The sequence below is a fragment of the Dinoroseobacter sp. S124A genome, assembly GCF_049801015.1.
Classification (GTDB): Bacteria; Pseudomonadota; Alphaproteobacteria; order Rhodobacterales; family Rhodobacteraceae; genus Dinoroseobacter.
Genome location: NZ_JBNAGD010000006.1, coordinates 131,602 through 153,187 on the forward strand (window position 1 = coordinate 131,602; position 21,586 = coordinate 153,187).

Below are 21,586 nucleotides of genomic sequence, written 5' to 3' on the forward strand. Positions count from 1 at the left end.
ATCTGGCCTGGCAAGGCGCGTGCACCGCACGCGCCACCGTCCCGCCAAGCCCCGCATTGGGCGCATAGCCGGGCTGCAGCCACGGGAACTGCGGCCATTTGGACCTTGGCGACTCACCGGGTTCAGACGCAAAGCGAAGGTGGTTGATGGCGCTAACGCGCCTCTCACATCCTTCGAGTCGTCCCATGACACTATCCCCAAATCTCCGAGGCGCCCTGCTCGGCCTGTGCGCCTTTGCCTTCTTCGCCGTCCATGACGTGGTCGTCAAAAGCCTCGGCAGCAGTTACGCGCCCTTCCAGATCATGTTCTTCGGCGTGCTGTTCAGCTTTCCGCTGACCACGGTCATGATGATGCGCGACACCAATGTCGGCACGCTGAAACCACGCCATCCCTGGTGGATCGCCACCCGGACTGTCGCCGCCGTGATCACCGGGATCACGGCTTTTTACGCCTTCAGCGTCCTGCCTCTGGCACAGACCTATGCGATCCTCTTTGCCTCACCGCTTCTGATTACGGTGCTGTCGATCCCGATCCTCGGCGAGACCGTCCGCCTGCGCCGCTGGCTGGCGGTCATTGCGGGCCTGATCGGCGTGGTGATCGTCCTGCGCCCCGGTGGCACGGAGATCACCCTCGGCCATATGGCGGCGCTCACGGCGGCGGTGGGGGGGGCCACGGCCTCGGTCATCGTGCGCAAGATCGGGCGCGAAGAACGCTCGGTTGTCCTGCTGCTCTACCCGATGGTGGCAAACTTCGTGCTGATGGCAGCCTTCATGCCCTTCACCTACCGGCCCATGCCGCTGGGTGACATGGCGGCGGTCGGGGTCATGGCGCTTTTGGGCTTTGTCGCGAATCTCTGCCTGATCAGCGCCTACCGCGCGGGCGAGGCGGCGATCATCGCGCCCATGCAGTATTCCCAGATCCTCTGGGCTTCGGCCTTCGGCTATGTCCTGTTCGGGGAAAGCATCGACGCGGCCACAGCCATCGGAGCCGGGATCATCATCGCGTCGGGGATCTATATCGTGGCGCGGGAAAGCCGGCAGAGCGTCTCGGACAACAAGCCCGTGCTGCGGACCCGCACACCGCCCGAAACCGCGACCCTGCCGCGGGTCAGCCCGCTCCTGCCGGAGAGCGCGAAACCCGAGATTGGCGCGCCGGAGGACAGCGCGCGCGGCTAGCCGCGCGTCTCCAGGCCCTTCCATCGGCGGTGGGGCCAGAGCCACTGATCCGGATCGGCCTCGATCCGGGCCGTGGCCCGGTTGTTGAACTCGGTCATCATCTCTTCGGGAGAGGCGACAGGGATCGGCGCCTCGAAAACCACATCGATCGCCTCCTCGGCATCGCGCCGGATCCCGAAACAGGGCACAAGCGGCGCCTTGTAGCGGATCGCGAGCTCGGCCGGGGTCAGCGCGGTTTTGGCGTCCGCCCCGAGAAAGGGCAGCACCTCGCCTCCGGAATGGTACTGGTCCGCCATGATCGCAAAGGCACCGCCCCCCTTGAGATGGCGCAGCAGCATCCGGAACCCGTCATTGCCCTTGGGCACCAACGGCGTGCCCGAGGCCGCCGCCCCCGCCGCAAGATAGGGCTCGTAATAAGGGTTGTTGTTCGGACGATAGAGCGCGCCCACCTCGACCCCGAGCGCATCGCGCAGATGGATCCGCGCCGCATCCCACTGTCCGAAATGCGCACTGACCAGCAGGATCGGCTTGCCCTCAGCATGGGCCGCCTCGATCGCCGCCAGCCCCGGACCAGAGACGCGGAAGGCCAGATGACGGGATTGGTGCTCTTCGCCAAAGAGGATCTCGGTCAGGGTCCGGCCAAGCTGTCGCCCGATCTCGGAACACAAGCTGAGCGCCTCGGTCTCGGACATGTCGGGCCGGATCCGCGCGAGGTTCGACATGACCCGCGCCCGGGCCGGCGGGAACCGACGCAGCGCGATACTCGCCAGTGCGCCGCCCAGCGCCACCCTGCGCCGGAACGGCACCAGCCGGGCGAGCTTGAGGAACAGGTAGATCGGCGCAAAGCTGATCAGGTAGGACAGGCGGCTGGCAAAGGTCATCTTGCGACCGTGTGTAACGAGGTCCTCGGCCCTGGGCCAGCCTCTCGCGCCGGTCTCGCGCGACAGACGTTTTTTCGCGCGGCGCGGCGGATGGCCGCTTGCATCCATGGGATGAAAGGGGTACGTCCCCGCCATTCGGTCGGGCTGTAGCGCAGCCTGGTAGCGCACCTGCTTCGGGAGCAGGGGGTCGGAGGTTCGAATCCTCTCAGCCCGACCAAATAACCTCCAGCCAGATCAGCCTAACCGCGTTCGATCGCGATGGCCGTGCCTTCGCCGCCGCCGATGCAGATCGCGGCCACGCCACGCTTGAGGTCGTGCTGTTCCATCGCGTTGAGGAGCGTGACGAGGATCCGCGCGCCGGACGCCCCGATCGGGTGTCCGAGGGCACAGGCGCCGCCGCGGATATTCATCTTGTCCCGCGGCACGCCCATCTCATGCATGAAGGCCATGGGGACCACGGCGAAGGCCTCGTTCACCTCCCACAGATCCACGTCGCCTACCTGCCAGCCGAGCCGGTCGAGCAGTTTGCGGGCCGCCGGCACCGGGGCCGTGGGAAAGAGCGCGGGCTGCTGGGCGTGGCTCGCATGCCCGAGGATCCGCGCGCGCGTCTTGAGGCCCTGCGCCGCGACGACATCGCCGCGCGCCAGAACCAGCGCCGCCGCGCCGTCCGAGATCGACGAGGAATTTGCCGCCGTGACCGTCCCGCCCTTGCGAAAGGCTGGTTTGAGCTGGGGGATCTTGTCCGGACGTGCCGAACCGGGCTGCTCATCGGCCTCGATCACGGTCTCGCCCTTGCGTGTGGTCACGGTGACCGGAACGATCTCGGACGCAAAGGATCCCGTCGCCTCCGCCTTCAGCGCATTCTCGAGCGAGCTCAAGGCGTAGCTGTCCTGTGCCTCGCGGGTGAACTGAAAGGCCTCGGCGCAATCCTCGGCGAAGGTACCCATGAGACGCCCCTTGTCATAGGCGTCCTCCAGACCGTCGAGGAACATGTGATCCAGCACCGCGCCATGGCCGATCCGTGCGCCCCCGCGCATTTTTTCCAGCAGGTAGGGCGCGTTGGTCATGCTCTCCATGCCGCCGGCAACGACCACATCCGCCGCGCCGAGCGCGAGCTGATCCGTGGCCAGCATCGCCGCCTTCATGCCAGAGCCGCACATCTTGTTCAGCGTCGTGGCCGGGACCCCGTCGCCGAGACCGGCCTGATACCCAGCCTGCCGCGCCGGGGCCTGTCCCTGACCCGCCGGCAGCACGCAGCCCATCAGAAGCTCGCTGACCTGCTCCGCGCCGCATCCCGCATCCCGCAGCGCCCCGGCAATGGCCGCGCCCCCCAGTTCCGCCGCCGAGACCGGTGCAAACGCACCCTGGAAGCCGCCCATGGCCGTCCGGGCCGCGCCGCAAATAAAGACATCTTGCATCAAAAAAACCTCCCAGGAGCTCGGAAACCCGTCCATTTGCTTACACTCTGGTAACCCATCGGCCCTACGCTCGACCGAAGCAAGACCAGAATGAGGGCCCCCTTATGCAAATTACAACACATGCGCATGACGATGTTGTCGTCGCGGAAGTGCATGAAGAGCGCATCGACGCCTCCTCTGCGGTACAGTTCAAGGACGTGATGCAAGAGATCGGTCGCGGCGATGGCAGCCGTGTCATTCTCGACCTGACGCAGGTCCAGTTTCTTGACAGTTCCGGCCTCGGCGCCGTGGTCGCCGTGATGAAAGCCTTCGCGCCGAACAAGACGCTCGAACTCGCTGGCCTCAGCCCGGTGGTTGAAAAGGTGTTCCGCCTGACCCGCATGGACAAGGTGTTCAAGATCTACAACAGCCCCGAACAGGCGTTGGAAGCGGCGTAATCGATCGATGGCGTCTCGAAGTGTTTCCAATGCGCTTCGCTCCGGCGAAGACGTTTCGTCTACATCAATCATGAGGCAGCGCGTGATCAAGTGTGACGCGGAATACACGATCCCGAGCAGGTATGATGCGGTGCGGGAGGCCCTCGCATCCCTTCTGACCAAACTCCGGGAGGCAGGCGTCGGAGCCGAAGACACCGGCACGATCGAACTGGTCCTCGCCGAGGCGCTGAACAATGTGGTCGAACATGCCTACAAGGAAAATCCGGATTGCAGCTTCGTTCTGACAAGCTCGCTGGTCGAGACCGGGTTGTCCGTGCGCATGACCGACAGTGGCGTGGCCATGCCGGGGCTGGCTTTGCCCAGTGGCGACCTGCCCGAGATTGACACCGGGCTGCAGGACCTGCCCGAGGGTGGCTTCGGTTGGGCCCTGATCCATACACTGACCGAGGATCTGACCTATCAGCGGATCAACGATCAGAATGTCACGAGCTTCGTAATCCCCATGACCTGGGAAGACTGACAGGACCTGACGGCCCTTGCCGTCAGCCCGCGCCGCATTACAGTGCCCCTCCTGAGCGAGGAGGCCGACCAATGCGAGACTTTCACCAGCCGGGCCGTTCGGCTGTTTTTGCCCAATCCGGGATGTGCGCGACCTCCCACCCGCTGGCCGCGAAAGTGGCCCTGGACATGCTCCAGCAAGGCGGCAATGCCATGGATGCGGCCATAGCCGGGGCGATCCTCCTCGGGATTTGCGAACCCCAGATGACAGGGATCGGCGGCGATTGCTTCGCTCTGGTCAAACCGGCCGGAATGGAAGACATCTTCGGGATCAACGGGTCCGGCCGCGCCCCCGCAGCACTGAGCGCCGAGACGTTGCGCGCCGAGGGTCACAGCGCCATGCCCCGGGCCGAGGCGGCGTCCATCTCCATCCCCGGGGCTATTGATGCCTTCTGCACGATGAATGCGCGCTGGGGGCAGCTCGATCTCGCAACCCTCCTCGCCCCGACAATCCATTACGCCGAAGCCGGCATCCCCGTCGCCCCCCGCGTGGCGTTCGACTGGCTGCGCGATGGGCCGCGTCTGCAAGGTGCGGCCAGGACCCATTACCTCCATAATGACGCCGCCCCGGCGGTGGGTACTCTCTTCAGAGCGCCCGGGCAGGCCGAGGTTCTGCGCCATGTCGCCCGCGAAGGGCGCGACGGGTTCTATGCCGGGCCAGTGGCCGAGGACATGGTCAACAGCCTGCGCGCTGCGGGCGGCGTGCATACGCTCGAGGATTTCGCGGCCACCGCCTGCTCGGAGGTCACCCCGATCCGCGGCACCTACAAGGGGACCGAACTGGTCGAGCTGCCGCCCAACAGTCACGGCGCGACAGCAATCCTGATGACGAATATGCTGTCCTGTTTCGACCTGCAGGCGCTCGATCCCTTCGGGACCGCGCGGGCCCATATCGAGGCCGAGGTCGCCAAGCTCGCCTATGACACGCGCAACCGGATCATCGCCGACGCAGATCACACCACGCGGCTCGCGCATATGACATCCATGGACACAGCCGAAGCCCTCGCCGGGCTGATCGACCCCAAGCGCGCGATGGCCGATCCTGCGCCGCTGTCCGACCACGTCCATCGTGAGACGATCTACATCACCGTGGTGGACGCCAACCGCATGGCCGTCTCGCTGATCTATTCGATCTTCGATGGCTTCGGGTCGGGCATCGCCTCGGACCGTTACGGCATCCTCTTTCAGAACCGGGCAGCGGGCTTCACCCTCGAGGCCGGGCATCCGAACGAGGCCGGCGGCGGCAAACGTCCGATGCACACGATCATCCCCGGGATGCTGCGCCAGAACGACAAGCTCGTCATGCCCTTCGGCGTCATGGGTGGCCCCTACCAGCCCAACGGCCATGCGCGCGTGCTCACCAACATGGTCGATTACGGCCTCGACCCGCAGGCAGCCCTCGACGCGCCGCGCAGCTTCTATGACCCGCGCTACGGGCTGCAGGTTGAGCGCGGCTATGCCGACAACGTCCATGCGGAGCTGGCCGAGATGGGCCACACGGTCGTCATCCCCGACGCACCGATCGGCGGGGCCCAGGCGATCTGGATCGATCCGGAAACCGGGATCCTGCAAGGCGCGTCAGACCCGCGCAAGGATGGCTGCGCATTGGGCTACTGAGCCCGGCGCGCGGCCGACCGCGGCGCGGTCAGTTCATCTGGAAATGGAGGGGATATTGACGCCCGTCGAAATCCCCGAAGAGATCCGGCACATCCGGGTGGTCCACCGGGCCGCTGGCCCCGTCGACGACAAGGTTCTGCTCGGACACATAGGCCACGTAATAGCTCTGCTCGTTTTCGGCGAGCAAATGATAGAACGGCTGGTCCTTGCGCGGACGGCTTTCCTCCGGGATCGCGTCATACCATTCCTCGGTATTCGCGAATTCCGGATCGATATCGAAGACAACCCCGCGAAACGGGTGTTTGCGGTGGCGGACGACCTGTCCCAGATTGTATTTGGCGTGCGCTTTCAACATAACTCTGCACCTTGTCTTCGGCGACAAAATAAGGCGCAGGGGGGCAGATGTCCATTGAACAAACAGTCGCTGGGATGAGCACATCGTGACTTTGGTCCTTACAGTCCTCAATGTTGTCGCTCCGGTGTTTTTGTTGGCGAGTCTGGGCTTTGCCTGGGTCAAACTGGGCTGGGAGTATCCGCTGGCCTTCGTCACGCGCCTGTCCATGACGCTGGCGGTGCCCTGCCTGATCTTCACGGCCCTGATGCAGACCGAGATCGACCCGACCGCGCTCAGCACCCTGTCGCTGGCCACGCTCGCGGTCTATGTCGCCATCGCCGGTCTGCTCGCCCTCATCCTGTGGGGGCTGGGCCTGCGCATGCGCGATTACCTCTCGCCGCTCACCTTCGGCAACACGGGCAATCTCGGGCTTCCGCTGGCACTCTTCGCCTTCGGCGAAATCGGGCTCAGCTACGGCGTCGTGGTCTTCGCGGCCATGGCCGTCCTGTCCTTCACCTTCGGCACCTGGGTCGTGGCGGGCGGAGGCTCGCCACTGACCGTGATCCGCGAGCCGATGGTGGCGGCCACGCTTCTCGGCGCACTGTTTCTCTGGCAGGGATGGGAGACGCCGCTCTTTCTGACCAATGCGCTGGAGCTGATCGGCCAGATGGCGATCCCGATCATGCTGATCACGCTCGGTGTCGCGGTGGCAGGGCTGCGCCCGGGCAAGATCGGACGCGCCGCCCTGCTCTCGCTGCTCAAGCTCGCAGTCTGTGTCGGGCTGGCCTGGGGCATCGGCCAGGCCTTTGCCCTCGATCCCATCGCCTTTGGCGTTCTGGTGCTGCAGGTCTGCACCCCAGTGGCGGTCACCAGCTACCTCATGGCGCAGAAATACGGCGCCGATGCCGAGGCGGTCGCGGGCCTCGTGGTGGTCTCGACCCTCCTATCTGTTGTCGCTTTGCCGCTCATCCTCTCCTTTGTGATCTAAGAGCGCGCTTTAATCATTTTCCACGCCACGATTTTTCGCTACCCTGCCCGCAAAACAAAAAACACTGAGAGAGCAGGATGAGCAGTAAACTTCGCCTCTCGATTGTGGTCCTGGCCCTCGCAGCTTGCGGGTCCGGCTCCAATCCGCCGTCACGGCTGGATGATGCCTGTGCGATTGTCGCGCAGCGTCCTGCCTATTTGCGCGCCATGAAGAAGACAGAGCGCAAATGGGACGTCCCCGTGCCCGTGCAGATGGCCACGATCTATCAAGAGAGCAAATTCGACAGCGATGCCCGGACCCCGCACCGCTATGCCCTGGGGATCATTCCCATGGGGCGGGTGAGTTCGGCCTATGGCTATTCCCAGGCGCTGGACGGCACCTGGGATGACTACCGCAAGGAAGAAGGCGGTCGCTGGGCCAAGCGGGACAATATCCGCGACGCGACGGATTTCATGGGCTGGTACATGGACAAGACCGAGAAGCGGAACGGCATCCCCAAGACCGATGCGCGCCGCCAGTATCTTGCCTATCACGAAGGCCATACGGGATACGCACGGGGCAGCTACAATTCCAAGGACTGGCTTGTCCGAGTGGCCCGCAGCGTCGAAGCCCGCGCCGCCATGTATGACGCGCAGCTCCGATCCTGCCGCAAGCGCTAGGCCAAGCCTAGCGCGCCGGTCCCTTCGCCGCCGAGAGGCCTGACGCCGCCAGAACCGCCCGCGCCTGTTGCGGGTGCGGGTTGAGTTGCGTTGCGGGGGTCGGGCTCGGACCCGGCATGTCGCGCCGGGGGCCTTCCCCATGGCAGAGCGCCTTGATCTGCGCCAGCAGGGCCGGCGTGGCCGTCATCGCATCCGCCGTATGGGCCTGCACCGTCTCCATCAGGGCGTCGGGCTCGGCAATCGCGTCGAACAGCCCCCAGGACAGCGCCGTCTCGGCCGGCACCTTGGCCCCGCCCAGCAGGATCATCTTGGCCCGGCTCAATCCGCATAGCGCCGCAAGGCGCCGCGGATCCGACGGCTGCGGCAGGAACCCGTTTTTCAGCACCGGGTAGAACACCTTGGCATGGGGCACGGCGATCCGCAGGTCGCAGGCCAGCATCATGCCCAGCGCCCCGCCCGCGCAGGTCCCGTTCAGCGCCGCGATGGTCAGGCCCGGATAGCGCGCGATGCGGGTCGAGACGCGCTCCCACACGGCATCGGTGGTCAGGCTGCCATTGCGCGCGGCGTCCAGATCGGCACCGGCGCTGAACACCTTGCCCGCCCCGGTCAGGATCAGCACCGTCGCCCCGGCGGCTTCGGCTTCACTCAGGGCGCGCTCGAGCATCTCGAGCATCTCCGCCGTCAGCGCATTGGCCTTGTCCGGGCGGTCCAGCATGATGGTGCACTGGGCCCCATCCATCGTCGTGGTAATCATGGGGCAATCAATCCTATCTTCTGTCGTAGCTCTTCGTCGCGCAGGGAGAGTTCCTGTCCGAGATATGCATCCGCCTCCGCGCTGCACATCCACAGCAGGGCCCGGGCGGGCCATTCGGCGGGGATATGAACCGACCAGTCGAGCTGGCTCACCGGGTTGATCCCCGACGCCTTGATCACCGTCTGCATGTCCGTGGCCACGGTGCCCGGGCTCAGGCCCATGATCCGCACGCCGCTCGCGGCAGCTTCGTGATGGGCACAGCGGGTAAGCATCGCCGCCCCGGCCTTGGAGGCGCAATAGGCGCTCCAGCCTTCCAGAGGATGGCTGGCCGCGCCGGAGCTGATGGTGATGATCGTGCCTGCGCCCTGCGCCTTCATCGCCGGCAGCGCGGCGCGCATGCCGTAAAAGACACCCTTGAGATTGATATCGATCAGCTTGCCCCAATCCGCAGGGTCCGCCGCATCCAGCGGCGCGATCGGTGTGATCACGCCAGCATTGTTGATCAGCACATCAAGCGTGCCGAACCGGGCCTGCATCGCGGCCACCGCCGCTGGCAGGGCGTCGGGGTCGGAAACATCCCCGGGCAGGGCCAAGGCGTTTTCCCCGATCTCATCGGCGATCCGGGCGCAGGCCTCGGCATTGCGCGCCAAAAGCCCGACACGCGCCCCGGCCGCCGCAAAAACGCGCGCCGCAGATTCGCCGATGCCCGTACTGGCTCCGGTGATCAGAACAGATTTTCCTGAAATTGTTTGCATGGGTCGCGGCAAACCTTTCGTATATTGTGCCACTCCCGTCCCTTCCGCACTTGACCGTATACGGAGAGGCGGAAACAAAGAAAGTAATTTTTTGTGTATCTTACATGGGGGCCCATCATGGTCATCGCAGACACGCCGTCCCAAGTCTCCGCCACCCTCGCCCGCGCCGCCGCCCTCGCCGTAGCCCTCACCCCCGCAGCCGGTTGGAGCCTGACCGCCGAAGAGGTCTGGTCGAAGTTTCAGGAAACCGTTGCAGAGACGGGCCAGACACTCAGCGCGGCGTCCGAAACCCCGGGCCCCGGCAGCTTGACCCTTGACGGGCTGACCCTGTCCGGCTCCGTGGACGGGGTCGGGTCGAACACGATGCTGATCGAGGTCATGACCCTGACCGAGCAGGCGGACGGATCGGTCCGGATCGACCTTCCGGACAGCATCCTTGTCGAGTTTCAGGATCAGGCAAGCTTCGGAGTGGAACGGCTCGTGTTCGACGTCTTTTCGACCGATCTCGATATGGTCGCGACAGAGTCCGGCTCGGAGTTCAGCCTCCGCTACACTGCGACCAGCGGCGGCTTGCGGATCCTTGAGCCCACGGACGTCCCCGAGATCCCCGAGATTGAAGTCCTGGCAAAGGGGCTGGCATTTCGCACAACCCTCGGCGACAGCCGGACAGACAGCACCGGCACCGCAGACAGCTTAGCCGTGAGCATGAACGCCACCGATGCTGACACGGGTCAGGAGCTGGAGGTCGTCTACGAGATTTCGGATATCGTCACAGCCTCCTCCGGTCCTCTGACCCAAATCGCGCAGGCCATCGAAGGCTTGCCGGACTTCGATCTGGCCATCGATTATGGTGCCTTCTCGCTGGGCGTGGCCAGCAGCGCAACCGTCTCAACAGGCACCTTGGCGCTGACCGGAGGCGTCGGCAGCGGTCGGATGTCGGCCAATGACGGACTGGCCCGGTTTGCCAGCGCGACCTCCGATATCGGGTTCGACATGCGCGGAGAGGGACTGCCCGGCCCCATCAACTGGGCTGCGGAGAACCTGAGCCTCGACGCCACCTTGCCCGCCAACCAGCCCTCGGGCGAGTACCCTTTCGCCCTCGACCTCGATCTCCAGAATTTCACGCTAGGTGAGGCGACCTGGGGACTTTTTGACCCGAATGGCGTGCTGCCCCGCGATCCAGCGCGGCTCGCGGTCGATCTCGACGGAACAGCCGAACTGCGCGAGCAGATCCTGCCCGGTGGTCAGCAAAGCTTCCAGGCGATGGAACCGCGCAGCATGACCATAAATCAATTCGTTCTGGATTTCGCCGGCGCGCAGCTCGACGCCACGGGCGCGCTGGAGTTTCTCGGTATGCAACCGCAGTTTAGCGGCATGCCCGCGCTCCCGAACCTGGTTGGGGAGGTCTCGATCACCCTCGCCGGCATGGACGGGTTGTTGCAGGGGCTGGCCGATATCGGCCTCTTCGACAATCAGGCCCTGATCGGGGCGCGCATGATGCTTGGCGTGGTCGCCCGTCCGGGGGCGGAGCCTGATACGTTGGAGTCCGAGCTGGAATTCACCCCCGATGGCGGTGTGATCGCCAATGGAATGCGCCTGCGCTGAGATCATTGCCGGGTCCGCGCTTGCACCCATGGCAGGCGCGGCCTAGGTCTGTGGCACCCCAGCGCGAGCGAGATCCATGCCCCAAGACCTGTCCCATCTGACCGAAGCCCTGTTGCTTGCTGCCAAATCGGCCGGTGCGGAGGATGCGGATGCCGTCGCGGTCGAGGGCACCGCCCTGTCGATCGATGTCCGCGAGGGCAAGCTCGAACAGGCGGAACGCTCCGAAGGTGTCGATCTCGGCCTGCGCGTCCTGATCGGCCAGAAACAGGCCATCGTTTCGGCCTCGGATGTCAAACCCGACACCCTGCGCCAGATGGCCGAACGCGCGGTCGCCATGGCCGCCGAGGCCCCGGATGACCCGCATATCGGGCTCGCCGATCCCGATCAGCTCGCGCGCGGTTGGGATGTCGCCGCGCTGGAGCTGCAGGACCCGTCCGACGAGCCCGCGCCCGACCAGCTCGAGGAGGACGCCCGCCGCGCCGAGGCGGCTGCGCGGGATGTCACGGGCATCAGTCAGGTTCAGTCCGCCAGCGCAGGCTATGGCCGCCGCCAGATGCATTTGGCCACCAGCGCCGGGTTTTCGGGCGGGTTCGCGCGGACCGATCGGGGCCTGTCGGTCGTGGCGATCACCGGCACCGGCACGGAGATGGAGCGGGACTATGCGGGCGAGAGCCGGATTTTCCAGGCCGATCTGCCCCCGCCCGAAGAGGTTGGCGCACTGGCCGCCGAGCGCACCCTCGCCCGGGCCGGGGCGCGCAAGCCGCCGACCGGGGCCTTCCCGGTGCTCTATGACGAACGGATTTCCAGCGGGCTGATGGGCCATCTCGTGGCCGCGATCAGCGGCAGTGCGATCGCCCGCGGATCGAGCTGGCTTCTCGATGCGCTGGGGGAGGAGGTCCTGCCCCCCGCGCTCAGCCTTGTGGAAGACCCCCACCGGGCGCGGGTGTCCGGCTCACGCCCCTTCGATGGCGAGGGCCTGCCCACGCGCCGCCGGGTTATCGTCGAAAACGGCGTGTTGCAGGGCTGGACCCTCGACCTGGCCACCGGGCGCAAGCTGGGTATGCCGAGCACCGGCAGTGCCGCGCGCGGCACCTCCGGCCCGCCCTCGCCCGCCATGACCAACCTGACGCTGACCCCGGGCACGCAGTCGGCCGCCGAGCTGGCCCGCGAGATGGGCACCGGTCTCTGGGTGACGTCGATGATCGGCGCGTCGATCAATCCGACCACGGGGGATTACTCGCGCGGGGCCAGCGGCTATTGGGTCGAGAATGGCGAGATCGCCTATGCGGTCAACGAATGCACCATCGCCGGAAACCTGCGCGACATGCTGCGGACACTGGTGCCGGGCAATGACGCGCGCGGCCATCTCAGCCGGGTGGTGCCCAGCCTCCTCGTCGAAGGGTTGACGGTTGCCGGCGCGTGACCTCGACCTTCTGATCGATGCCGCAAGGGCCGCTGGCGAGATCGCCGAGCGGTTCTGGGGCCAATCCCCCGAGACCTGGGAAAAGCCCGATGGCGCAGGCCCGGTGACCGAGGCCGATCTGGCCGTGGACCGCATGCTCCATGCCGAGCTGCTGGCCGCGCGCCCGGATTACGGCTGGCTGTCCGAGGAGACCGCCGATACGCCGGACCGGCTGGACCGCGCGCGGGTATTCATCGTCGATCCCATCGATGGCACGCGATCCTACATGGCAGGGCAACGGACCTTTGCCCATGCCCTCTCGGTGGTCGAGAACGGGCGCGTGACGGCCGGGGTGGTCTACCTGCCTTTGCGCGACAAGCTCTATGCCGCCGCCGCCGGACAGGGCGCGACGCTGAACGGGGCGCCGCTGGCAATCTCGCCCCGCCGCGAGATCGCCGGGGCGGCGATGCTGGCGGCGAAACCGACCTTCGATCCGCGCCACTGGGGCGGGCGGGCACCGGGGCTGGAACGACATTTCCGCAGCTCGCTGGCCTATCGGCTGGCGCTGATCGGCGAGGGGCGGTTCGATGCGATGATGACCCTGCGCAAGAGCTGGGAATGGGATATAGCCGCGGGCAGCCTGATCGCCGAAGAGGCCGGGGGGCAGAGCTCGGACCGCACCGGCGCGCCCTTGCGCTTCAACAGCATCGACGCGCAGACAGATGGGGTTGTGACCGCGAACCCGGTGCTCCATGCGGCGCTGATGGACCGTCTGACAGTCTAGGCGCGTGGCCTCAGAGGGCGCGCCCCTGCAGGAGCTTGGGGACATCGCCCGTCAACCCCGCCGCCTCGCGGATGAAGCGCTGGCGCGCGCCGGGCAGGGCATTGACCAGCCCCATCCCCAGATCCCGCCCGAGGCGCAGCAGGGGATTGTCGTTCGAAAAGAGCCGGTTGACCGCATCCGTCGCCACGGCCAGCGTCGCCGTGTCGAACCGCCGCCAGCGGGCATACCGCTCCAGCACGTCGCGGGCGGCGAAATCCTCGCCCCGGCGCTGCGCGTCAATCAGGGTCTCGGCCAGCGCGCCCACATCCCGGAAGCCAAGGTTCAGCCCCTGCCCCGCGATGGGATGCACCCCATGGGCGGCATCCCCCACCAGGGCCAGACGTTCCGCCACCAGCGCATTGGCCAGTGTCAGGCCCAGCGGATAGGTGAAGCGGTCCCCGGCCAATGCGATCTCGCCCAGAAAATCCCCAAAGCGCGGGCGCAGGGCATCGAGGAACGCCGCGTCATCCAGCGCCGCGATCTGGCGTGCCTGGGCCGTGCGTTCGGACCAGACGATCGAGCTGCGATTGCCCGGCAAAGGCAGGATCGCGAGCGGCCCGGCGGGCATGAAGAACTGGTGTGCGCAGCCCTCATGGGGCAGCGCGTGCTCGATGGCGCAAACCAGCGCGGTCTGGTCATAGCCCCAGCCCGTCCGCGAGATCCCGGCGCGCCGCGCCGTCCCGCTCGACCGCCCGTCGCAGCCCACCAGAAGCCGCCCGGTCAGGGTCTCGCCGGTCTCGAGCGTCACCGACGCGCCGGTGGCCGAGCTGTCCTGCGCAACAACCCGTGTCTCGGACAGGTGGGTGATCTCCGGCGCGGCCTCCATCGCCTCCAGCAGGACGCTGCGCAGGAAGCGGTCCTCGACCATGAAGCCCATGGGCCCCTCTTCAATCTCGCCATGGTCAAAATGCATCCACCAGGGGGCAGCCCCCTCGCCCGCGCGCCCGTCCGACACCTTGATCTGCAGCATGGGCTGCGCGCGATCCGCCAGCGCGCCCCAGAGGCCCAGCGCCCGAAGCATGCGTTGCGAGGCCAGCGCCAGCGCATAGCTGCGCCCGTCAAAGCCCGGATCCACCTGGCGGTCCACGGGCAGCGCGTCGATCACCGTGGATCGCAGACCGGCCTGGGCCAGCGCCAGGGCCAGGGTCGGGCCGTTCAGCCCGCCGCCAACAATGAGGATATCGCTCTCGCTCTGTGCCATGCCCATGGATATGCGCCCGACCCGGCGATTGTCCATTGCGCGCGCAGCGGATAGCTTCGCGGCGAAACGTCTCTGTCGGAGGGTGAGGGTGTGCACAAGGATTGGTTGACGCAGAGCGCGGCGGAGCAAGGGCGCGCCATTGGCGAGGGCACGCTGGACCCGGTCGCCCTGACCGAGGCCTATCTGGATGCGATTGCCGCCGCGCCCGAAAGCGCGCGGATCTACGCCCGCACCACGCCCGAGCGCGCCCTGTCCGAGGCCGTGGCGGCCCATGACCGCGCCAAGTCCCAGACCCGTCTCGGGCTGCTCGACGGGGTGCCGATCTCGTGGAAGGACCTGTTCGACACGGCCGGGGCCGGGACCGAGGCGGGCTCGGCCCTGCTGGCGGGGCGCGTGCCCACCCGCGATGCCGACGTGCTGCGCAATGCCACCGCCGCCGGGCTGGTCTGTCTCGGCAAGACCCATATGTCAGAGCTGGCCTTTTCTGGGCTCGGGCTGAACCCGATCACCGCGACCCCACCTTGCGTGAACGACCCGGATGCGGTGCCAGGCGGGTCCTCGTCGGGGGCGGCGGCCTCGGTGGCCTTCGGGCTCGCGGCGGCGGGCATGGGCTCGGATACGGGCGGATCCGTGCGCATCCCCTCGGCCTGGAATGACCTGGTGGGGCTGAAGACGACCTCGGGGCTCTTGTCCCTCGGGGGTGTCGTGCCGCTGGCGGCCTCTTTCGACACGGTGGGCCCGCTTTGCCGCACGGTGGAGGATGCAGCGCTATTTCTCGGCGCCCTCGGCGGGACACAGGCCCCGGATCTGCGCGGCGCCCGGATCAAGGGCGCGCGCTTGGCCATCCTGCGCGACGTGGCCTTCGACGGGATCCGGCCCGAGCCGCAGGCGGCTTTCGACGCGGCGGTTGCGAAACTGGCCGATGCCGGGGCCGAAATCACCGAGATCTCCGCCGATGAGGTGCGCACGGCGATGGCCCTGTCCGGCGTGCTCTTTGCGACCGAGGGCTATGGCTACTGGTCCGAGACCATCGAAGCCGCGCCGGAGAAGATGTTTCCCCCGATCCTCGAGCGGTTCCGCGGCGGCAAGGAAATCGATGCCCCGACCTATGTGGCGGGCTGGAACCAGCTGCGCGCGCTGCGCACCGTCTGGGCGGCGCGGACGCGCCAATTCGACGGGGTGCTGGTGCCCACAGCCCCGATCCTGCCCCCCGATGCCGGGCGGCTGATGACCGATGACGCCTATTACGTGCAGGAGAACCTGATGGCTCTGCGCAACACGCGGATCGGCAATCTGATGGGGGTTTGCGCGCTGAGCCTGCCAACAGGCGTGCCCTCTTGCGGGATCTCGATCATGGGCCAACCCTTTGGCGAGGCGGCCCTGTTGCGCCTCGGTCAGGCTGCCGAGACCGCCCTGACCTGAGACCCCGCCGCGCCGCGTCCGGGCAAAGCCGCAACAGGCCGCAACCAAGCCGCCTTTTTCGTGGACCGCGCCGGGCGCGCAGGCTAATCTGCTCGGAATAAGGGGCAAAAGACCCCGAACACTGAGGCAGTTATGGATTTTCCCGAGCGGTTTTCGACGCTTCCGGAATATGCGTTCCCGCGTTTGCGGGCGCTTTTGGATTCCCACGCGCCGGGCGGCGCGCCCCTCGCCATGTCGATTGGCGAGCCGCAGCACGCATTCCCGGCCTTCGTGTCCGAGGCGCTGGCCGAGGCGATGCCGCTCTTCAACAAATACCCGCCCAATGACGGATCGCCGGACCTTCTGGCGGCGATTGGCGACTGGATCGCGGGGCGCTACGGCGTCACGGTGGACCCCGCCACGCAAGTCCTCGCCCTGAACGGCACGCGCGAGGGGCTCTTTGCGGCCTGCCTTGCGCTCTGCCCGGATCGCAAGGCAGGCGCCACGCCCCGGGTCGCCATGCCGAACCCGTTCTATCAGGTCTATGCCGTGGGCGCGAAGGCCGCCGGGGCCGAGCCGCTTTTCGTGAATGCCACCCGCGACACCGGGTTCCTGCCGGATTTCACGACCCTGTCGGAGGCCGAACTCGACGAGACCGCCATCGCCTATGTCTGTTCCCCCTCGAACCCGCAGGGGGCCGTCGCGGATGCCGCGTATTGGCGCGCGCTGCTGACGCTGGCCGAGAGGCATGATTTCTATGTCTTCGCCGATGAGTGCTATTCCGAGGTCTATCGCAACACACCGCCCCCCGGCGCGCTGCAGATCGCGACCGAGATGGGTGTGGACCCGGACCGGGTGGTGATCTTTCACTCCCTGTCCAAGCGGTCGAACCTGCCGGGCCTGCGCTCGGGCTTTGCCGCCGGGGGCCCCCGGGCCATGGCCGAGCTGAAGAAGCTGCGCGCCTATGCCGGTGCGCCCCTGCCCGGCCCGCTGCAGGCGGTCGCCGCCAAGGTCTGGCGCGACGAGGCCCATGTGGTCGAGAACCGCGCGCTCTATGCCGCCAAGTTCGATCGGGCCGATGCGGTGTTCGCCGACCTGCCCGCCTATGTGAGCCCCTCTGCCGGGTTCTTTCTGTGGCTGCCCGTCCCCGATGGCGAGGCAGCGGCCCTGAAGCTCTGGACCGAGACCGGATTGCGGGTGTTGCCCGGAGCCTATCTCAGCCGCGACACCGATCGCGGCAATCCCGGCAAGGGGTTTATCCGGGTCGCGCTGGTCGCGCCCGCCGAGGATGTGGATCGGGGCCTGATCCACATTCGCGATTGTCTGTATTCCTGAGGAGAGCGCGTCGATGGCTTACCAACCCCTCCGTCAACGAGACCCATTGCTCGACACCAACACCCAGGCCGCGCTGGAACGACGCGGGCGCGAGCTTCTGGGCGTGGCCCTTGTGGCCATGGCCCTCGCGCTGGCCCTGTCCCTGGCGAGCTATGTGCCGGACGATCCCGGCTGGATGAGCACGAGCCAGGCGCCCGCCGAGAACTGGATGGGCCGCCCCGGCGCGACCATCGCCGCACCGCTCAACATCATCATCGGACAGGGCTCCTGGGCCTTGGTGGTCATCCTCGCGCTCTGGGGCGGGCGGTTCATGCTCCATCGCGGGGCGGACCGCTTCGTCGGGCGGATGATCTTCGCGCCCATCGCCGTGGCCGCCGTGGCGGTCTATGCCGCGACACTGGTGCCGGGGCCGGACTGGACCCATTCCTTTGGCTTGGGCGGGCTCTTTGGCGATACGGTGCTGGGCGCGGTGCTGGGCGTGTCGCCCATCGCCCCCGGTCTGGCGCTGAAGCTGACCTCGCTGACCCTTGCGGTGCTGTCGCTCGGGCTGGTCGCCTATGTGGCCGGGTTTGTCCGTGACGAACTGCGCCGCATGGCCGTGTTCTTCCTGATCGGGCTGGTGACGGTCTATGAGGCCGTGTTGCGCCTGCTGGGCCGGGCGGGCTCCGGCGCGGTGGCGGCGGGATCGGCTGGTTGGCAGGCCCACAAGACCCGCGCGGCGGATCGCGCCGCGGATCGCGACGCGCAGAAGGCCGCCGCGATTGCCGCCGTGCGCAACGATCCGGTGATCTCGGGCCACACGCCTGCGCGCGTGCTGCGCGCCGAGCCCGCGCTGAGCCGCGAAGACGAGATGCTGGTCGAGGACGACGCGTTCGAAGTGGCCGAGGAATATGCCCCCGAGATGCCCGAACCGCTGGCCAAGCCGAGCCTTCTGGCCCGGGTGAAGGCCCGCGCGCTGGCCCTGCCCACGCCGGAACTGGTCGACCCGGAACCGCTGGACGCGGATGTCCCGCCGAGCGAACCGGACCGGGTCTCAGCAGCGATCACCGATGCTATCACCCGCCGGCGCAATCGCGTCTCCGGACGCAGCCTGATGCTGCCCAAGGCCCCGCCCGTCACACCCGAGGCGAGCCCGGCCGCTATCCTGCCTGCCGAGCCACCCCTGACCAGCCGGAGTGCCGCGCCAGTCGAAACAGCGGACGCGCATTGGGACATTCCCGAGGATCTCGACGCCGCGCCCATGGCCGACGACATGGACCTCGCCCCGCACGAGACCGACGAGGACTGGCCCGAGGCACTCTCCGACGCGCCCGAGCCGGAGGATGATCTGGCCGCCTCCGATATCGTGCAGCCCCGCGCGGCCCCCGTGCTCGACCGGACCGCGCCGATCTTTCAGCGTCCGCGCACGCCGGAGCCGAAATCCGTGGTTCAGCACCCGCCGCGCAAGGCGCCGCAACCCTCGCGTGCCGCACAGGCCGAGGCGCAGCCCGCCCTGCAATTCGAACCCAAGGAAGTGGCGGAGTATGAAAGCCCGCCCCTGTCGCTGCTGACCAGCCCGCGCAGCATCGAGCGGTTGCACCTGAGTGACGAGGCGCTCGAAGAGAACGCCCGCATGCTCGAGTCGGTGCTCGATGATTACGGGGTGAAGGGCGAGATCGTCAGCGTCCGCCCCGGCCCCGTGGTCACCATGTACGAGCTGGAGCCTGCGCCGGGCCTCAAGGCCAGCCGGGTAATCGGTCTGTCGGACGACATCGCGCGGTCGATGTCGGCGCTGTCGGCGCGGGTGTCGACCGTGCCGGGGCGCTCGGTGATCGGGATCGAACTGCCCAATGCCCAACGCGAAAAGGTCGTGCTGCGCGAGATCCTCAGCGCCCGCGATTTCGGCGACAGCAACCTGCGCCTGCCGCTCGCGCTTGGCAAGGATATCGGCGGTGAGCCCGTGGTGGCGAACCTCGCCAAGATGCCCCACCTGCTGATCGCGGGGACGACGGGCTCGGGAAAATCCGTGGCCATCAACACCATGATCCTGAGCCTGCTCTACAAGCTCAGCCCCGAGGAATGCCGGTTGATCATGATCGACCCCAAGATGCTGGAACTCAGCGTCTATGACGGCATTCCCCATCTGCTCAGCCCGGTTGTGACCGACCCCAAGAAGGCGGTGGTCGCCCTGAAATGGGTCGTGGCCGAGATGGAAGAGCGCTATCGCAAGATGTCCAAGATGGGTGTGCGCAATATCGAAGGGTACAACGGCCGGGTGAAGGATGCGCTCGACAAGGGCGAGATGTTCACCCGCACGGTCCAGACCGGCTTTGACGACGAAACCGGCGAACCGGTCTTCGAGACCGAAGAGAACATGCCCGAGGCCCTGCCTTATATCGTCGTGATCGTCGATGAGATGGCCGACCTGATGATGGTCGCCGGCAAGGAGATCGAGGCCTGCATCCAGCGTCTGGCGCAGATGGCGCGCGCCTCGGGGATCCACCTGATCATGGCCACGCAGCGCCCCTCGGTCGATGTGATCACCGGCACGATCAAAGCCAACTTCCCGACCCGGATCTCGTTCCAGGTCACCTCGAAGATCGACAGCCGCACGATCCTGGGCGAGATGGGCGCCGAACAGCTGCTGGGCATGGGCGACATGCTCTATATGGCGGGCGGGTCCAAGATCACCCGCGTCCACGGGCCCTTCGTCTCGGATGAAGAGGTCGAAGAGGTCGTCACCCATCTGAAATCCTTCGGGCCGCCGGAATACATGAGCGGCGTGGTCGAGGGCGTAGATGACGAGAAGGCCGATGACATCGATCTGGTGCTGGGTCTCGGCGGGAACACCGATGGCGAGGACGCGCTCTATGATCAGGCGGTGGCGATCGTGATCAAGGATCGCAAATGCTCGACTTCTTATATCCAACGCAAACTCGCCATCGGCTACAACAAGGCCGCGCGCCTTGTGGAGCAGATGGAGGATGAAGGCCTCGTCTCCCCCGCAAACCATGTGGGCAAGCGCGAAATTCTGGTGCCGGAACAAGGCTGATCTGCCCCCCTGTCCCGGCGCGCATAAGGGCCGGGACAGATGCTGTTTCCCTATGCCTATGCCCCCGATGATTTCGAACATGGGCTGCCGGATGAGCATGGGGACAGGGCCTATGGCGTCGGCGGGTTCCAGCTAGCGCTGAAGGCGGAAACCGCGCCCACGATTGTCGAGCTCAACGACAATGACCCCGTGTCCGACGAGGTAGATTCGTCACAAACGATCGCCAGCTGACCATCGGCGGCGATACAGTCCCCGCCCCTGCAGCCCGCACAGAGCGATTGATTCCCGCCGATCGACTGCAGAGCCGTCTACGCTTTCGCCATTTCAAGAATGGCAAACCCCTGTCTGAAACGCCAAGCCCTTGAACCTCGGGGCCCTGGCTTGCGTGCCCCGGAGCCGCATGGCGCGGGACACATGTGCCCCGCGCGGTCCCGCCCGGGATCGGCTGGGTCTCGCCAGCGTGACCCGGTGGCTATGGCATAGCGGACCGCTCACCCCTAGATACCACTTCATGAAACGCCGCGATTTTACCGCCCTCGCCCTTGCCGGCCTTCTGGCCCCGTCCCTCTCTGCCCCGGCCCTCGCCCAGAGCGGCGGATTGATCCCGCTGAGCGAGATCTCCGCCTATCTGCGCGGGCTCGATCTGGCGCAGGCCCCGTTCACCCAGCGCAATGCCGATGGCTCGACCTCCACGGGCACGCTCTTTCTGCGCCGCCCCGGACGCGCCCGGTTCGAGTATGACCCGCCCGCCGAGGCGCTTGTGATGGTCGGGGGCGGCACGGTCGCGATCTTCGACGACAAGGGCGACCCGACGCCCGAGAGCTATCCGTTGCGCCGCACGCCCCTGTCGGTGATCCTGTCGCGCAATGTGGATCTGGCCGGGTCCGATGCGATCTTTGCCCACCGGCTCGACGGGGAACTGACCACGGTCTTCGCCCATGATCCGAAAAACCCGCAATATGGCCAGATCGCCCTGCAATTCGCCCCCGGTCCCACCCGGCTCAGCCGCTGGGTGATCACCGGCGAGGCAGGCGAGCGGACCGTGATCGAGCTTGGCACGCTGACCCGGCCCGGGCAGCTGTCCAACAACCTGTTCAACATCAAGGGTGAGATGGACCGCCGACGCCGGGACTAACGCGCGGCTGATCTGGACCTTGGCGGCAGGCGGCGGTACACCGACCGCGACCGCGCCTCTGCGCGCCCTTTTGCACG

At 66.8% G+C, this 21,586-nt stretch carries 19 protein-coding genes, 1 tRNA gene and 1 pseudogene; 15 read left to right on the forward strand and 6 right to left on the reverse strand.

Annotated elements, in window-relative coordinates; all coding sequences use genetic code 11:
- Nucleotides 1–185: 185 nt before the first annotated feature.
- The gene (locus ACP15I_RS16005; protein ID WP_424967101.1) at nt 186–1,175 is read left to right on the forward strand and encodes a DMT family transporter; all 990 of its coding nucleotides are present in this window, start codon (nt 186–188) and stop codon (nt 1,173–1,175) included.
- On the opposite strand, the gene ACP15I_RS16010 is transcribed toward ACP15I_RS16005, so the two are convergent.
- The gene (locus tag ACP15I_RS16010) at nt 1,172–2,056 is read right to left on the reverse strand and encodes a lysophospholipid acyltransferase family protein (protein WP_424975851.1); all 885 of its coding nucleotides are present in this window, start codon (nt 2,054–2,056) and stop codon (nt 1,172–1,174) included. The two genes, ACP15I_RS16005 and ACP15I_RS16010, sit on opposite strands and share 4 nt — an antisense overlap.
- A 140-nt stretch (nt 2,057–2,196) precedes the next feature.
- On the opposite strand from ACP15I_RS16010, the gene ACP15I_RS16015 reads away from it, so the two are divergent.
- Nucleotides 2,197–2,273: transfer RNA gene (locus tag ACP15I_RS16015), tRNA-Pro, on the forward strand.
- A gap of 22 nt (nt 2,274–2,295) precedes the next feature.
- Here the strand turns inward: ACP15I_RS16015 and ACP15I_RS16020 are convergent.
- On the reverse strand, nt 2,296–3,474 hold the full coding sequence (locus ACP15I_RS16020; RefSeq protein ID WP_424975852.1) for an acetyl-CoA C-acyltransferase: 1,179 nt from the start codon (nt 3,472–3,474) through the stop codon (nt 2,296–2,298).
- 104 nt (nt 3,475–3,578) lie between these two features.
- Between ACP15I_RS16020 and ACP15I_RS16025 the strand changes: the two genes are divergently transcribed.
- The 3 genes from ACP15I_RS16025 (at nt 3,579) to ACP15I_RS16035 (ending at nt 6,086) form a co-directional block, all read left to right on the forward strand.
- Nucleotides 3,579–3,911: an STAS domain-containing protein gene (locus ACP15I_RS16025; protein ID WP_424967104.1), complete on the forward strand. Its 333-nt coding sequence runs from the start codon at nt 3,579–3,581 to the stop codon at nt 3,909–3,911.
- Between the two features lie 82 nt (nt 3,912–3,993).
- Nucleotides 3,994–4,431, forward strand: a complete 438-nt coding sequence (locus ACP15I_RS16030; protein ID WP_424967105.1) for an ATP-binding protein — start codon at nt 3,994–3,996, stop codon at nt 4,429–4,431.
- Nucleotides 4,432–4,502: 71 nt separating this feature from the next.
- The gene (locus ACP15I_RS16035) at nt 4,503–6,086 is read left to right on the forward strand and encodes a gamma-glutamyltransferase family protein (protein WP_424975853.1); all 1,584 of its coding nucleotides are present in this window, start codon (nt 4,503–4,505) and stop codon (nt 6,084–6,086) included.
- 28 nt (nt 6,087–6,114) lie between these two features.
- On the opposite strand, the gene hspQ is transcribed toward ACP15I_RS16035, so the two are convergent.
- Nucleotides 6,115–6,441, reverse strand: coding sequence for a heat shock protein HspQ (hspQ, locus tag ACP15I_RS16040; protein ID WP_424967107.1), 327 nt, complete (start codon nt 6,439–6,441; stop codon nt 6,115–6,117).
- A gap of 85 nt (nt 6,442–6,526) precedes the next feature.
- On the opposite strand from hspQ, the gene ACP15I_RS16045 reads away from it, so the two are divergent.
- Both ACP15I_RS16045 and ACP15I_RS16050 read left to right on the forward strand, forming a co-directional pair.
- Nucleotides 6,527–7,408 (forward strand): AEC family transporter, encoded by an 882-nt coding sequence (locus tag ACP15I_RS16045; protein ID WP_424967108.1) that lies wholly within the window; start codon nt 6,527–6,529, stop codon nt 7,406–7,408.
- Nucleotides 7,409–7,485: 77 nt separating this feature from the next.
- Nucleotides 7,486–8,067: a lytic transglycosylase gene (locus ACP15I_RS16050; protein WP_424967109.1), complete on the forward strand. Its 582-nt coding sequence runs from the start codon at nt 7,486–7,488 to the stop codon at nt 8,065–8,067.
- 145 nt (nt 8,068–8,212) lie between these two features.
- Here ACP15I_RS16050 and ACP15I_RS16055 read toward each other — a convergent pair.
- Nucleotides 8,213–8,821, reverse strand: a pseudogene (locus ACP15I_RS16055) (enoyl-CoA hydratase/isomerase family protein); the annotation flags it as partial.
- Nucleotides 8,818–9,576 carry an SDR family oxidoreductase gene (locus tag ACP15I_RS16060; RefSeq protein ID WP_424975854.1) on the reverse strand — a complete coding sequence of 253 codons (759 nt, stop codon included), beginning with the start codon at nt 9,574–9,576 and terminating at the stop codon, nt 8,818–8,820. The pseudogene ACP15I_RS16055 and the gene ACP15I_RS16060, both read right to left, overlap by 4 nt.
- A 117-nt stretch (nt 9,577–9,693) precedes the next feature.
- Here ACP15I_RS16060 and ACP15I_RS16065 point away from each other — a divergent pair, with 117 nt between their 5' ends.
- From ACP15I_RS16065 to ACP15I_RS16075, 3 genes are all read left to right on the forward strand, one after another.
- Nucleotides 9,694–11,181, forward strand: a complete 1,488-nt coding sequence (locus tag ACP15I_RS16065) for a DUF2125 domain-containing protein (protein ID WP_424975855.1) — start codon at nt 9,694–9,696, stop codon at nt 11,179–11,181.
- A 76-nt stretch (nt 11,182–11,257) separates the two neighbouring features.
- Nucleotides 11,258–12,604 (forward strand): TldD/PmbA family protein, encoded by a 1,347-nt coding sequence (locus ACP15I_RS16070; RefSeq protein WP_424975856.1) that lies wholly within the window; start codon nt 11,258–11,260, stop codon nt 12,602–12,604.
- Complete coding sequence (locus ACP15I_RS16075; RefSeq protein WP_424975858.1) at nt 12,591–13,367, forward strand: inositol monophosphatase family protein; 777 nt, start codon at nt 12,591–12,593, stop codon at nt 13,365–13,367. Before ACP15I_RS16070 ends, ACP15I_RS16075 begins: the two co-directional genes overlap by 14 nt.
- 10 nt (nt 13,368–13,377) lie before the next feature.
- On the opposite strand, the gene ACP15I_RS16080 is transcribed toward ACP15I_RS16075, so the two are convergent.
- On the reverse strand, nt 13,378–14,643 hold the full coding sequence (locus tag ACP15I_RS16080; protein ID WP_424975859.1) for an FAD-dependent monooxygenase: 1,266 nt from the start codon (nt 14,641–14,643) through the stop codon (nt 13,378–13,380).
- Between the two features lie 54 nt (nt 14,644–14,697).
- Between ACP15I_RS16080 and ACP15I_RS16085 the strand changes: the two genes are divergently transcribed.
- From ACP15I_RS16085 to ACP15I_RS16105, 5 genes are all read left to right on the forward strand, one after another.
- Nucleotides 14,698–16,029: an amidase gene (locus tag ACP15I_RS16085; protein ID WP_424975860.1), complete on the forward strand. Its 1,332-nt coding sequence runs from the start codon at nt 14,698–14,700 to the stop codon at nt 16,027–16,029.
- A 132-nt stretch (nt 16,030–16,161) separates the two neighbouring features.
- Entirely contained in the window at nt 16,162–17,343 is a 1,182-nt protein-coding gene (locus ACP15I_RS16090; protein WP_424975861.1) for an aminotransferase class I/II-fold pyridoxal phosphate-dependent enzyme, read from the forward strand.
- Between the two features lie 13 nt (nt 17,344–17,356).
- Nucleotides 17,357–20,374 carry a DNA translocase FtsK 4TM domain-containing protein gene (locus ACP15I_RS16095; protein WP_424975862.1) on the forward strand — a complete coding sequence of 1,006 codons (3,018 nt, stop codon included), beginning with the start codon at nt 17,357–17,359 and terminating at the stop codon, nt 20,372–20,374.
- A 39-nt stretch (nt 20,375–20,413) separates the two neighbouring features.
- Nucleotides 20,414–20,605 (forward strand): hypothetical protein, encoded by a 192-nt coding sequence (locus tag ACP15I_RS16100; RefSeq protein ID WP_424975863.1) that lies wholly within the window; start codon nt 20,414–20,416, stop codon nt 20,603–20,605.
- 280 nt (nt 20,606–20,885) lie between these two features.
- A complete protein-coding gene (locus ACP15I_RS16105; protein ID WP_424975864.1) occupies nt 20,886–21,509 on the forward strand; it encodes a LolA family protein in 624 nt (207 codons plus the stop codon).
- Nucleotides 21,510–21,586 lie beyond the last annotated feature (77 nt).